Raw genomic sequence first — 14286 nt, 5'->3', positions numbered from 1 at the left:
CCGTGGGCGACCACGTACCACCGTCGAGTGTGGGTCCCGGCAGGGGCATGGGGCCGGGACGGACGGGTGGGGCCAGCAGCATGGGTCCCGACCGGATGAAGCGCAAGCTCGGCGGCCCGAGCGGCAAAGGGCCGAGCATGGAGCGGGGCAAAGGCCTCGGCAAGGATCCCTCGATGATGCCCAAAGGCCACGGCGTCTTCGGCCGCACCCCATCGATCGAGAAAGACGGCGACCCGTTCACCCGGCGCTCTCCGAACAAGAAGCCCGGCAACAACTCTTTCTTCTAGGAGGAAACGGCCCTTGAAACCTCACGGTGCAAGCAAACCAGGCCACGAAGGAGCCGTTCGGCCATCGTCGCGCAAGCCCGGCGCTGCCCAGACGGTAGCTACCCTGTTCGGGATCGGCACCCGCAGGTGCCGGCTCGCGGCGGCCTTGGTGGTCGTGATGGTCGGACTGGCGGGCCATACCGCCAACCAGGCCTTCGCCCGGGCGGAGGGGACCGTCCTGTACCTGGACGCCCCGGCCGTCTCTACGGACCGCGCCACGCGGGCGGGGGAGACCGCACAGGCCCACCACTCCGATCCCCGCTCGTCGGTGTCCCCGGACGCCCTGGCCTGGCTCGGGGTCCGGGGACCGCGAGGAGACGACACAGAAGCGCCCCCGCAAGACGCGGCGGGCGCCTTCGCCTCCGTGACCGCCCCGGACACCGAAGACACACCCGGCATCACCGCGGAGGCGGCCTACGCCGCCGGAGAGACCATGCTCGCCCAGGTCGAGGACGGAGCGCCCGCTGAAGACGGGGGACCGGACGAGGACGCGCTGGCCGCGGCCGGCGCCGTCCGCCCAGAGCTCGGCGACGGCACGCGGGCCTCGGAGGGACAGCCTTCCGCGGACTACGAGGCGCCGCCTGCCGAGCAGCCAACTACCTCGGATCCCGCCTCTTCGCCAGAACCCGTCGTGCCGGTCGCGGAGCCGAGCGGCGACAAGGGCCTTGCGCTCGAGGTCCCGACGCAGACGGCGCCGGCTCAGACGGAGCTTGCCGCCGCGCCGAGCGAGGACGCTTCTCCGGCTCCGGAGATCTCCCTCGACACCGAGCCGGACTACGGCGCCATGGGACCGATCTCCGGGCCCGTGCCAACCCCGGAGCCTTCTGCCGAGCCCGAAACGCAGGAAGAGGAGATCCAGGAACCCAAGCTGCAGGAACCGGAAACCCAGGACGAAGAAATCCAGGAACCCGAGGACGACGGCGGGGAGCTCGCCGGGACGGACGCGGTGCCGGTCGCGAGCCCCGGGCCCGCGGACGAAACAGCATACGAAGACCCGGCTTCGAATCCAGAGCCGGCGGAGGAGCCAGCCTACGACGATCCGGCCACGACGCCCGATACCGGCCCGACGAGCGGCGAGAGCGGCGACGTCGCCCTCGCGCCAACGTCTTCGCCTCCGCCCAAGGACGACGGCCCGGACGACCTCGCTTCCGCCAGCCCCGCGTCGGAGGAGTCCGCGCCGGAGGAGTCCGCGCCGGAGGAGTCCGCGCCGGAGGTGACCGTGCCGGAAGACGGTTCCGAGGCGGAGGTCTCCGAAGAGCAAATCTCCGAGGTCGTGGTCGTGCAGGAGTCCGACACAGGGGAGGGGGCGGAGGGAGCGGACTCGACGATCACACAGCCCCCGAACTTTGCGCTTCCGGGAGACGATATTGAGGACGACCCCACAACGGCTATCGGAGCGCCGTCGTCGGACGAAACGGAAACTGAGCCCGGGCCGCCCGCAGAGGAGTTGCCGGCGGGGGAGTCGACGGACGACGGTGCTGACGAGGAGGCTGTGCCTACACCGGAGTTCCCGGACGAACAACCCAGCGATCAGACCGACACCGGTTGCGGGGAAACCGCCTCGTCCTCTCCAAAAGCGGACACGCAGGGGCCCGCTGCGGACACCCCGCACGGCGACGGCCGGGTCGTTGAGGGCACCGCCGATCCGCGTCCGAAAGACGACGCTCCCCTGGGCGGCGCAGATCGGAGATCGAAACGTCCGCGCGAGGACCACAGAGATGACGGCGGCGACCGCGGCCATTCCGGCGCGGGGAGTCCCGAAGAGCGGTCGCGCCGCATTGAGAACGACGGGGGCGGGGAGGCCGTCCAGGAGAAGGTGCACGAGAACACGGGGTGGTTCAGCGGCGAGCAGCGCGACAGGGGCGCGGCCTCCGGGGTCGGCGGAGGCGCGGAGGAGCCGGCACCCACCAACAGGTCCGCCGAACCGCACCCTGAGGAACGAACGGCCGGTGAACCTGCTCGGCCGCGGTCCGACACGGGGCCCGTGGCCTCGCAGTCAGCCGTCGATGAAGTCACCGCGACTCCGGAGACCCGGCCGGCGGACGGGAAGGTTCGCGCCCAGCGTACCCCGCCAATGTGGGACCGCCAGGACGTGCCGCCCAGCCGCCCGCGGAGCAGCGAGGCACTCGCTACCGATCGCCGGGCCGCGGCAGAGCGCGCCGAAGAGCGTCGGGAGGCCCGTCGGGCCGAACGCTTCGCCGCGCGTGTGGCCGAGAGGAAAGCCGAACGCAAGGCGGTCCGCATCGCCACCAGGCGAGCGGCCAAGGAGCAAGCGGCGGTAGAGCAAGCCGCCCTCGAGCGGGCGGCGGTGCGCGAGCAGCGGCGCCAGAACCGCCCGGCGGCCGGGGGAGCGTTCGATGTCCGGGAGGCCGCGCCCCCTGCGGGCCGCCGGAACGCGCCCGCCCACCAGGACCCCGTCCCGCAGTCCGCGGCGGTGGGGTCGGACCCGGTCCGGCAGGTGTCGGCAAGGCGTTTCGTCCCGGTCGAGCAGCCCGCCGCGGCGGATCTTCCACCGGCACGGCAAGAACCGGTCGCGCAGGTCCGGGCCGAGTCCCGGATCCGACGGCCGTTCGGGTCGGGAGGTGCCGCCGGCCAGGCTAGCGGCGTCGCGCGAGTGAGCAAGTCCGCCAACCGGTCCGTCGGCAGATAGGGGTGATCGTGACGAAGACTCGCAAGATGGCGCGAACGCCGGTGTCCGACCTATCCTCACGCCAGGACCACTCGCCAATCACGTCCCTCCGGACACCCCGCAGAGCAAACCGGCAAACCACGACGACCCCGAGGAGCTCCATGCCTACTTCTCTCTATCGCACGGTCCGGTCCCGCCGGCCTACGGGCGCGCTCCTGCTAGCGCTCGCCGTCCTCTTCGTGCTCGGCCCCGCGACCGGGATCGCCTCGGCCCAGGAGGACGCGTCCGGGTTGGAGAACTCTTTAGAGACCGTTGTCCGGGACCGTACATCCGCGGGCGGCTCCTCCGGTAAATCCGGCGCGCCTGGCAACGTCGAGGTCGGCGCGGGCGAGGCCACCGCGGGGGACGCATACGCGGGCAACGGCTGTGCCAGGGCCGGCGACGTAACCGCCGGCGACTGCGAAGAGGAGGCCTCCAGAGGCGGCTCTAGCAACGGTGGCTCCAGCGACAGCCCCTCCAACAACCCCGGGCGACCGAAGGACGATGAGGAAACCATCGTACCGGAGACCACGGCCGCCGAGGTCACCCAGGAAGAGACAACGCTACTCGAAGGCACCGCCGAGGGCGAGGCCACGAGTACGGCAAGCCCTGACCCGGCCAGGACGGATCTTTGTCCCATCGGTCCGCCCGAAGACGCCGTCGAGGCGACGATCGAGGATGCAACGGACGGGGACACCGTAGAGCTGGCCGAGGAGGTGGACGGGCACGGCACGGTCCGCCTGATCGGCGTGGACACCCCGGAGCTAAACGGCGAGGACGGCAGGCCCGAGCCGCTCGCCGAGGAGGCCTCCGACTTCACGGCGGAGGAGCTGGAGGGGATGGAGGTCCTGCTCCAGGTTGGCGCGGATGAGACCGACGAGTACGGGCGCCTGATCGCATACGTCTGGACCGCACCGGATGACGGCTTCGTGGGCGGCCTCAAGCGCATGGTCGGCATGGGCGAAGCCGAGCTCTTCAACCATAAGCTGTTGGAGAAAGGCTACGCCGAGGTCCTGACGATAGAGCCCAACGACCTCTATGCCGAGTGTTTCGAGGACGCCGAGCGGGACGCCCGCGCAGCAGGCGTTGGTATTTGGGCCGACGACGAGTCCTCCGCTGGGCCCTCCCAGACGCAGTACGACGAGGAAACCACCCAAGAGACGACCACGGAGAATCCCCCTTCCTCAGACACCGCCCCGGTTGAGAATAACTCTGCCGAGAACACGCCGGAGGAGACTCCGACGCCGGAGGGCCTCGCCCGCGAGGGGTCCGAGCGCCGACCATCGCCGACCGAAGCTCAGTACGAGCAGTCTACGCCATCCGAGGCTAGCTCTCCTGGGCCGGAGGTTCAGAAGCCGGAGATCCAGGAACCTAAAGTTCAGGAATCCATTGCGCCTTCCGGCGGTGACGAGGCCGCCGTCCTGGAGACCCCGTCTAGTCCCGGGATCAGCGCTTACCCGGTGGCGAGTGCCTCATCCGAGCCGACCAGCGTCCTGCCGGCAGAGACCGCGTCCACGGCACCCATAACCGTGCTGCCCGAGACCGGCGGCCCGTCCCTGTCCACCCTGGGCCTCGGCCTTGGTGTCGCCCTGCTGGGCGGAATTGCGATGGGTTCTCTGGCCGTACGCGCGTTCCTCGGGCCCACGCACCCCGACAGGCGGTAGGCGGAGGTGCGGAGCGCGCTCGAGCCAAACGAAGCGGACGGGGGCTAGCCTCCTTGCCGGTCTCTGCCGCAGCCACGGCAGCCGCCAGGGCGGCGATAGCGGTCCTTCGGAGTCGCCGGGGGCGGCGGATGCTGCTCGCGTTCGCGGCCGGCGTCGTGCTCTCGCTCGGCCTGATCGTCGTCGTGCTCTTGAGCTCGGTCAACGCCGTCACCGCCTCGTGTCGGGCGGACGCCCGGGCCGCCGAGAACGCCACGGCCTTGCCCGGGGGCGGGGGTTCGAGTTACGCGAGCCCCTCCTACGTCTCCCAAGGGTGGGGCGAGGATGCGCTTTCGGACATCCCGGAGGAGTACCTCCGGATCTACGAGTCGGTGGCGGAGGAGTACGGCCTCGACGCGGCCATCCTCGCCGCGATAGGGAAGATCGAGACCGACCACGGGCGACTCGACGCGCCCGGTGTCACGAGCGGCGAGAACCCGTGGGGCGCGGGCGGGCCGATGCAGTTCCTCGCCTCGACCTGGGCGAACGTCGGCGTGGACGGCGACGGCGACGGGATAAAAGACCGCTACGATCCCGAGGACGCGATCCCGGGGGCGGCCAACTACCTCAAGCTGAGCGGGGCGCCGCAGGACTACCGCTCCGCGATCCTCGCCTACAACCAGGCCGAATGGTACTACCAGGACGTCGTCGCCCAGGCCGAGGAGTACCGCGGCTCCGGCGGTGGGGGAGAGGGCGGCGAGATGGCCTCCGGCGGGACGCCCGCTGGCGAGAACCGGTCGCCCCTCGCCGCCCTGCTCTCACTCCTCGCCACGAAACCGGCCTACGCGGAGGAGACCTCGGGCACCGTCGGCAGCCCCGGAGAGACCGATTACTCTCCCGTCGAGATCGACGCCCTCAACCTCATCAACGACTACCGAGAGGAGAACGGCCTCCGGCCCTTAGAGCTCTCGGACAAGCTCTCCACGGCGTCGGCCCGCTACGCCCACGACATGGCGAAGTACGACGCCTACGAGGTACCCGAGCCGCACGTGAGCGGGCCCACAGATTACTACTTCGAGGGCGCGACGCTCACCGACCGCGCGAACAGAGAAGGCTACTACGCCTCCCACTACGGCGAGAACATCGCCGCCGGCCAGGACACCGGGCAGAAGGTCTTCGACGCCTGGCGCAACTCGCCCCCGCACAACGACATGATGCTCAACCCCGAGATGACCACGATCGGAGTCGGGCTCGTCGCCGGCGGATCGGCCTCCTACGACTCGTTCTGGGTCACGGATTTCGGCTCCGACGAGGACGACACCACCCGGCCGGTCCCCGAGGCCGGGGATGGGTCCGTTGGAGGCACCCCCAAGGCCGCGAGCGACGCCCGGGCGGTATTCCCACTCCCCGAGGACTACCTGGACGACTACGAGGATACCTGGGGGGCGTCCCGCAGTGACGGTCGGACCCACGAGGGCACGGACGTGTTCGCCCCGGACGGTACCCCGATTTACTCGATCACGGGCGGCAAGGTAGTTCCCGTCTCGGGCTCGGACTCGCGGGGCTGGGACGACTTGGGCGGCTGGACGGTGATGGTCGAGGCCACCGAGGGCGTCGGGCCGGTCGAGGCCGGCGACACGCTCCTCTACGCCCACATGAACGGGCCGACGGGCCTGAAGCCCGGCGACGTCGTCGAAGCGGGCCAGCAAATCGGCGAGGTCGGCTCGACGGGGGAAGGGCCGCCGGGCTCGGTACTCCCCGACGGCCGCGGCGGGCACCTGCACCTCGGCTGGTACACGGACGGGAGCGGCTCGCGCGCCGAGGCCGGCTCGGGGGCGATGAACCCGTACCCCCTGCTGGAGTGGCTGCGCGATAACGGCGGCGCGGCCGGCGGCGAGGGGTCCCTGGCGCCCGCGCCTTCCACGGCCGACCTCCCGGCCCACTGCCGCCCCCTGCAGCTCCTCGGCCTGGTCCCGACCGTCGCCGAGAACTCGGGCGGTCCCTCCCCCATGGGCACGGAGTTCGTCGGAGCGACCCCCTCGCAGACCGGAGGCGCCGTGTCGGGGAGCGCCACGGGCCAGCAGGTCGTGGAGGAGGCGAAGAAGTACCTCGGCGTGCCCTACGTGCTCGGCCCACCCGAGGACTGCGTGCCCGGCGAGGCCATGGACTGCACGTGCCTGACGACCACCGTCTTCGCCGAGTTCGGCTACCAGCTGCCCGACATGCCCACGGAGAACGCGGACTACGGCGACCCGGTGGAGGGGGAACCGCAGGCGGGCGACCTGCTGGTCTGGGACGACCCCGGAGACGGCACCTACGGCCACGTCGCGATCTCGACGGGCGAAGGCCAGATCATCCACGCCAACATGGGGACGATGGACACCTCCGTCACCCCCATGTGGGACTCGCCCGAGTACATGGGCGCCCGGAGGCTCGTCGGTTGATCCAGGCCGTCCGCATCCGTTCTACGAGGAAAGGGGTTTCGAGATGAGCGGTCTGCCTCAGGGAGGCTTCCGGCAGCGCGGGCAATCGGGACGGCGCAGGATCCTCGTCGCGTGCGGCGTCCTCTTCCTCCTCCTACTCGCGTGGAGCTACGCGGTCCTCTCATACGGCGGGCGCGGCGAATCCGGCGGCTCCGCGCCGTCGGAGGCCCGCACCGTCCCCTCAGATAACGGTGCCAGCGAGGCTACCGGAAACGCCCCAGAAACCGGGCGCGAGGCGGTCCCGGACGACACCGCCTACGTGGAAGACGGCGCCGGGGGGCGGCCGGACGGCGACGTCGCGGGTGGCGCGCGTCCAGAACAAGACCCGGCCGCCGGCGTGGCCGATCCATCGCGGACGGGCACCGAAGAAGGGTCGTCCGAGCCCGAAGGCTACCGGCCCGACCCCCTCGGCACCGGGGCCTCCGCAGGAGACCTCGCCCCCACCGACGAGGAGAGGGTGCGCTTCGCCGCGGCCAGGTTCGTGACGGCCGCCTACGGCTACTCGGGCGACGACGAGGATGCCTACAACCAAGGCGTCGGCTCCACGGTGGCCTGGCCCGTCTTCTACGAGTCCCCGGGCTCGAAGGAGATAGAGCGCTACGCCGCCCAGGTGGGGGAGAGCGGTACCAGGAGCGCGGCCCTCCTCTCCCGCTTCGAGCTTACGAGGAGCGGCGGTCCGACGGCCTCCGGCTACGCCCACTTCGAGACCGGGGAGGGCTACGGCCCGGACGGCGGGCTCACCGGCCGGAAGCTCTCCTACCGCCAGAAGATGACCCTCGTGCGCTCCGGGGGCGACTGGGTCGTGAAGCACACCGACGAGATAGAGGAGACGTAAACCATAATCCACCACGTCCCGACCTTCCTGCTCGCGGCGGCCCTGCTGGAGCACGCGGCACCCTTGCAAACCCTGGCGTTCCTCGCCCAGCAAGGCGGCTACGGGTTCTGGTCGCCGATCGTTTCGACGCTCAGGGCCGTGGGCCTGGCCGCCTCGGGGGTCGGGCTCATGGTCGCGATCCTTATAAAGGGCGTCGCCGCCACCAACGGCGACCGCCACGCCCTGGCCGCCAAGGTGGCCGAGGGCGTCTTCGCCGGCCTCTTCTTGTGCCTCCTCGGGTGGTTCCTCTACGACAGGATGGTCGAGTGGACGCCCCTCTAGGCCGCGCGACCCTCCCGGCGCACGAAGGAGCGCCCGCCGCGAACTTCCCGACCATCACCTCCGTGCGTAGTTTCGGGCACTCCTCGGGGATGCGCCCGCTCGTCCTCGTGCTGTTCGCGGTCGTACTAGTCCTGCTTCCCGTCGCCCCGGCTCTGGCGCAGACGGGCCTCGAGGAGACCGACGACACCAACAAGAACGCCGTCAGCCCCGAGGAGTGCGTGAGGCCGGAGATGCCCGGAGGCGGTGATCTAGACGTGGAGGGGGCGATGGCGTACAACGAGAGCAAACAACTCTACGAGGAGTGCCTGGAGCGGACAGAGGGCAATTCTGGGGACGATGGCGATTCCGGGGAGGACTCCGGCGGCACGGGCCTCGATCCCATAGCCGCAAACGAGAACGCCTCCCAGCCCGAGGAGTGCGTCAAGCCGGAGACTCCCGACGGCGATGGCGCCGTCGAGGGAGCGGACTACGTCGAGCAGCAGGAAGCCTACGACGACTGCCTCGCCCGTACCGGTTCAGACGACGGATCGGGGGACGAGAACGCCGGTGGAGAGGCCACCTCGCCCGACGACGGCTCTTCCGAGTGCGTGGCGCCCCCGGACGACGCGTCGATGGCGGAGAAGCAGGAGTACGAGGGGTGCCTCGCGGGCAGCGGACAGTTAGCCAACGACGAGCCCACCGTTGCGGCGCCCTCGGATGGCGGCAGCGACACGGGCGGCATCACCGGCCTCCTCCTCGACGGCTTCAAGGGCGTCATGGGCTTCATCTGGGACTGGACCTTCGGCTGGGCGTTGCAAGAGATGTCGGAGGCCTTCGAGACGGACCTGCTCTCCCTGCCGACTCTGGAGGGCCGCGGCGACCTGCTCGGCTACTACAAGGGCGCGGTGGAGACGCTCCGGCCGGCGATCCTGGTCGGCATCCTCGTCCTGGGTATCCTGATGACGGTCCGCTCGGACAACTACGACCTCGCCTACGCCGGCTTCCAGGGGCTTCCCCGCCTCATGGGCATCGCGATGGCGCTGGCCTTCCTGCCGCAGTTCATGGGCGAGTTATCCCGCATAACCGGCGGCATCACGGACGCCTTCTACCCGGGCGGGCAGGACATAGACGCCGCCGGCCAGCAGCTCTTCAAAGCCTCGATCGGCAACATGGCCGTGACGAACTTCCTGAATCTGATACTGCTGATCGGGGCGGTCTGGGTCGGGGGGCTGCTCGTCATCGTGTGCCTCCTCAACAAGGTCCTCTACGCGGTCCTCTTCGTCTCCGGCGCCTTCGCTCTCACCGCCTCGATCGTACCCAGCCTGCAATCGCTGGCGGGCTCCTGGTTCCGCGGCATCCTCGCCAGCGCGGCGATACCAGCGCTCTGGTCCATAGAGCTCGGGGTCGGCTCGCTCGCGGTAACCTCGCCCGAGTCCATCTTCGGGAGCATGACGAACTCTTTGGGGTTTGTCTCCGAGAACGCGGTGGTCTCGCTCGGCGCCATAATTACAATGTGGATCATGTACAAGACGCCCTTCAAGTGCGTCGAGTGGGCCTTCAACGTGCAACTGCCGGGCCGCGGGGGGCTTATGAGCCTCGCGAAGACCGGGGCCGCGCTCGCGGTCGGCATCCCCGCCAAGACCGCCATCACCCAAGCCACGAAGAACCTTATGAACCGCTCTTCCGGCGGTGCGTCCGTGCCCAAACCGAAGGGCGACGGGTCCGGGACCGGCACCGGGAAGCCGACGCGGAAAGGGTTGCCGGGCAAGGACGGCGCAGGCAAGAGCAACGCCGCGCGCACGATCCAGCAGACTCGCGTGCAAGGCCAGCGTGACCGCCAGGCCGCCAACGTCTCCAAAGCGCACTCCCAGTACGCCAGGCAGCGGGATCGCGACGAGGAACACAAGGAGCGCTTCATGCGAGGAGGGCGTTCCCGAAACCCAAGGGGACCCGGGATGGCCGGTAGCCGTTCGGGCGCGCGTTCCGGGAGTCGGTCCGCTGAGCAGGGGCGGCTGTTTCCCGCGTCTGACAACGAAGCGTAGCGTGGGCGATATGCGAGAGGATTGACCATCCGCGCACTCTATACAGCCATGTCGTTGCTTCTCCTGGCGCTCCCGGCCGGACCGGGGCGGGGGCGACCGCGCTACTCGGCTAGGAAAGAGAGGATCGCCCGTGCGGAGCGGCGCGAGCACGTCCGACTGGCCCTGCGCTCGGCGTCGGCCCACGGCTACTACGTTTTCGACGAGCTCATGACCGAGGGGGCCGGGATGATCGATTTCCTAGCCGTGGGACCGGTCGGCGCCTGCGTTGTTGTTGTGCGAGACGAAGCCGGCACGGTCACTGCCGACGTCGACGCCACCCTGTACCTGAACGCGCGGCCTTTCGCGGACGATCCAAAGCGACAGGCCGCCGACATGGCAGCGGACGTGAACGCCAGGTTCGAGGGGACCGACGCGGAAGCTTTCCACGTCGTCTGCTTCACGCGTGCGGAGCTCAAGTACCTGGGCGAGGACGAGGACGTTCTTTGGGGAATCTGCCCGACCTGGGACCTCCCGCTTGCTTTCGCCGAGGCCGATGAAAAGCACACGCCGGCGGACGTAGAGGAACTCGCCGACCTCGTCCGAAAGGTCTACGGACGACCGCCGTTCGGGGTTCCAGAGGAAGGAGGACGCTAGTGGGCAGCGAAGCCGGTGAGCGGGGCGCCACCTCTACCCGCTCGCAGCGTCCCAGACGCTACGACAAGGACCTGGTGCGCGATCGGATGCTGGAGCTGCTTACCGCCCGGTTGGGCACTGCAAGAGAGCAGGGTGCCCGCGTGGTGTGGGACTGCCCGGCCTGCGGAAAGCGGGAGAAATACTCGGTGGTGAAAGCCAGCGGCAAGGGAGGCTGCCTCGTCGCCGACTGCCGCCTCGCCGGGAGCGGCGACGTCTTCGTCATGCTCGCCAGCCTCGAGGACCTAGACTATAAAGCAGACTTCCTTGCGGTCCTCACCAGAAGTTACGAACTCCTCGGGATGGAGCCGGCCGACAGCTGTTCCGATCCTCGCGGACGCTCGCAACACGCGGCGAGAAGCGGCGCCAACGGAACCGGCAACGAAGAATCGGCGCCGAACGCGGAGGCCCGCGACGAGAACCGTATTGCCGGGCCAGCCAATAAGGGGGCCCATCAGACTGGCGCCGGTCCGCGGGCGGTGCCGGTCGGGCGGCGGACGGAGATTACGACCGACCCTTCTGGCGGGCTAGAGGACCTGGACGTACGCCTCGAGTTCGCCGCCCGGGCGTACGAGCGCATACTCGAGATCTGCCCGCTGGAGACGAGAGATCGCCGTTACTTGAAGACACGCGGGCTCTCAAGTGCCACCATCAGGCGGGGCCGCTTCGGCACGATGACCGCCCCGCGCGCTGGCCAGGTGAAGGCGCGACTCCAGCGCGAGCTGGGCCGCGAGGCGCTGCTGTCCGTGCCCGGCTTCTCCGAAGACGAGGAGACCGGGCTCATCAAGTGGACCCTCACCGGCAACTACGTTCTCATCCCGTACCACGACGCGCGAGGCCGTGTCACAACGATAGAAGGTCGGGTCGTCGGCGAGCCGACGGACGGCCGCAAGTACGTGACCCTCAGACGCGCCGGTAACCACCTCTACCTCTTTCCCGGCCATCGGCCCGAGGACCTCGTCGCCGTCTGCGAGGGGGCGATGGGGGCCATCGTGGCCGCCGAGTGCGGCATCACCGTCGGGGCGATCATGGGCTGCGAACGCTTCCGCGCGAGCCTCTCTCCAGAGATGCTCGACGGCGCACCGGGTGAACCCCTCCTGGAGCTCAAGGGCGCGGATTTCGCCGGCCGGACGCTGCCCTACATCCCGGACGCCGACGATCCCCCGAACCCCAACGTGCTGAGGGCCGCGCCGAAGGCGGCGCGCTGGATCGCCGAGCCGCAGAACGCCGAAGCCGCCGTCTGCCTCCTCCCGAAAGGGGTGGATTTGGACGAGTGGCTGCTCTCGATCGGCCCGAAGGAGCGCGACGACCGTTTCGCCGAACTCCTCGCCGGCACAAGCCCCCCCGAAGACAACCAATCCCTCCCTCGGCCGCCCGCCTCCCGCGCCGACGCCGGCGAAACCAAGAAGAAAACCGACGCGCCTACGCCTGGCCCTAAGGACACTCGTGGTTTGGCGTCCGCCCACGCCGCGGAGGTTTCTACTTCGTCTTCCGCCGGACCGTCTCCACAGTCCCTCGACCACAAGAAAAACGTGGGAAGCGACGACGGATCGTACCCTGGTCGCGGGCGGGTGCTCACCGAGGAGGACGTCCGCCGGGACAAGGGCGGTGCTAAGACGTCGAAGGCGAAGACTTCCAAAAAGTCCTCCCGTAAAGGCGCCGCGACGGATGCGGCCGGCGAGGGGTCCCAGCCCGGCCTGTGGGACGCGCCCGACCTGGACGACAAGTCCCTGCAGACCGCGGGGCGCGGAGTCTCACGCGGGGCGCGCAAGCTTCGCGACGAGGTCTACCGGGCCCTGATCGAAAAACTGCCGCCTAAGGAGGAGCATCTCTTGGCGCTCGAGAAACAAGGTCTGATGCGCGCGACCGCCAAGGTCGGACGCTTCGCCTCCCTGGACGCGGGCGCCGCCACGAAGGCCGTCTCCGACCTCGCGGAGCGCTTCGGCGCAAAGAGGCTCCTCACCGTCCCCGGCTTCGAGGCATACAAGGGCAACAACATCCGCCTCTGTCCGACGACGGGGCGTGCGGAGGAGCACATACTAATCCCGTGCTTCGATGTCGAAGGCCTCCTCGCGGGAGTGGAAGGCCTGCCGTTCGACCCCAAGAGTGGCGAGCTGGACGCCGAGGAGACCGTCCCGCTGAAGGGCGCCGGCAGCCATCTCTACGTCTTCGCCCACTACTCGCCCGGCGAGGTCGAGGGATTCTGCGAGGGCCCGCTGGGGGCGATGCTCGCCGCCCAGGAAGACGTCGTGGTCGGGGCCATCGGCGGCTTCCGTCGCTACAGGGCGGCCTCCGGCCCGGGGGAGGGACGTCAGGCTGCCGAAGCCGTGCTGCCCGAGCTCGAAGGCGTCGATCTCGCCGACAGGCGGCTCGCCTACGTGCCGCGCTCGACGGTGGGCGAATCGAATGCCCGCTACCACGAGGCGCCGGAGGCCGCGCGTTGGCTGGTGGAGCGCCAGGGCGGCGACCCGTCGGTGGTCGGGCTCGCCTGCGGGGAGGATCCCGCTGAGAACGGCCGCGACGGGCCGACCTCGCTCGGAGCGTGGATAGGCACCCTCTCAGACGAGGAAGCCCACGACCGGCTCCGCGAGATCTTCCCCGAGAGCTCCGCCCGGGAAGAGGCGGACGTCTCCGATTCCGTCGAAGTCCCGGACGCCGCCAAGGCACCCGCCGACGAGCCCGTGCCGCCCCTCCCGACGAAGGCGATTTTGGTCTGCGTCGCCGTCGCCGCGGTGCTCGGGCTGGCGCTAGGGGCCATCCTTTTGCGCCTACGCGACTTCGCGGGGCACGTCTCGACCACGCCCGCCGGCGAGCCGGTCCTGTACCCCGACCCGCTGGGGTCGCTCAGGCGCCTGGCCGACGCGGCGCCCTTCCGCATCCTTTACGACTTTTACCCGGTCGTAGTGGCCCTCGCAGTCCTCGGCTTCGCGCTACTTCTTATCGCGAAGGCTCGCGCCCGACACCTGGTGCATTGGAGATCTTCCCGATTGCGCCTCAAAGAACGCTGGGAGCTCCATAAGGTCCCCGAGGGGTCACGGCACTCCGCAGCCCTTTTCACCCGTGGGGAGGCGCTGTGGGGCGTCCTCGCGTGGTCGGCGGGCTACCTGTTGGCCGGCTGGCTGCTCGCGGTGCTGGAGGGCATTCTCGGGCTGGCCGCGAGCCTCGGAATGACGCCGGGGGTCGGGCCGCTCGTGCCGGACCCCGGCCCGACGTCCCTTTACGCCGCGACGGCTCTGTCTGTGTTCGTCCTCTGGCGGCGTCGGTCCATGAGGTCCGCGGAGGCCAGGATGCTCGCCGGCAAGATTCGACACTAGAAGGGACGG

Annotated in this window: 9 protein-coding genes; all 9 read left to right on the top strand. The window is 69.7% G+C overall.

The window, feature by feature from the left end; all coding sequences use genetic code 11:
- Positions 1–2 precede the first annotated feature (2 nt).
- The 9 genes from GBA63_RS19965 (at position 3) to GBA63_RS19925 (ending at position 14277) form a co-directional block, all read left to right on the top strand.
- Positions 3–287 carry a hypothetical protein gene (locus GBA63_RS19965; protein WP_166178993.1) on the top strand — a complete coding sequence of 95 codons (285 nt, stop codon included), beginning with the start codon at positions 3–5 and terminating at the stop codon, positions 285–287.
- 13 nt (positions 288–300) lie between these two features.
- Positions 301–2976 (top strand): hypothetical protein, encoded by a 2676-nt coding sequence (locus GBA63_RS19960; protein WP_166178991.1) that lies wholly within the window; start codon positions 301–303, stop codon positions 2974–2976.
- A gap of 140 nt (positions 2977–3116) precedes the next feature.
- The gene (locus GBA63_RS19955; protein WP_166178989.1) at positions 3117–4658 is read left to right on the top strand and encodes a thermonuclease family protein; all 1542 of its coding nucleotides are present in this window, start codon (positions 3117–3119) and stop codon (positions 4656–4658) included.
- A 128-nt stretch (positions 4659–4786) separates the two neighbouring features.
- The gene (locus GBA63_RS19950) at positions 4787–7078 is read left to right on the top strand and encodes a CAP domain-containing protein (RefSeq protein ID WP_166178987.1); all 2292 of its coding nucleotides are present in this window, start codon (positions 4787–4789) and stop codon (positions 7076–7078) included.
- 43 nt (positions 7079–7121) lie between these two features.
- Positions 7122–7952, top strand: coding sequence for a hypothetical protein (locus GBA63_RS19945; RefSeq protein ID WP_166178985.1), 831 nt, complete (start codon positions 7122–7124; stop codon positions 7950–7952).
- Between the two features lie 63 nt (positions 7953–8015).
- On the top strand, positions 8016–8273 hold the full coding sequence (locus tag GBA63_RS19940) for a hypothetical protein (protein ID WP_166178983.1): 258 nt from the start codon (positions 8016–8018) through the stop codon (positions 8271–8273).
- Positions 8258–10294: an ICP22 family protein gene (locus GBA63_RS19935; protein ID WP_166178981.1), complete on the top strand. Its 2037-nt coding sequence runs from the start codon at positions 8258–8260 to the stop codon at positions 10292–10294. The genes GBA63_RS19940 and GBA63_RS19935 overlap by 16 nt, the downstream gene beginning before the upstream one ends.
- Before the next feature lie 21 nt (positions 10295–10315).
- Positions 10316–10927, top strand: a complete 612-nt coding sequence (locus tag GBA63_RS19930) for a hypothetical protein (RefSeq protein ID WP_207956941.1) — start codon at positions 10316–10318, stop codon at positions 10925–10927.
- A complete protein-coding gene (locus GBA63_RS19925; RefSeq protein ID WP_166178977.1) occupies positions 10927–14277 on the top strand; it encodes a hypothetical protein in 3351 nt (1116 codons plus the stop codon). The genes GBA63_RS19930 and GBA63_RS19925 overlap by 1 nt, the downstream gene beginning before the upstream one ends.
- The last annotated feature ends 9 nt before the right edge of the window (positions 14278–14286 follow it).

Source organism: Rubrobacter tropicus, from assembly GCF_011492945.1.
Classification (GTDB): domain Bacteria; phylum Actinomycetota; class Rubrobacteria; order Rubrobacterales; family Rubrobacteraceae; genus Rubrobacter_D; species Rubrobacter_D tropicus.
Note: the sequence above shows the minus strand (reverse complement) of the source record. Positions and strands in the feature narration are given on the sequence as shown.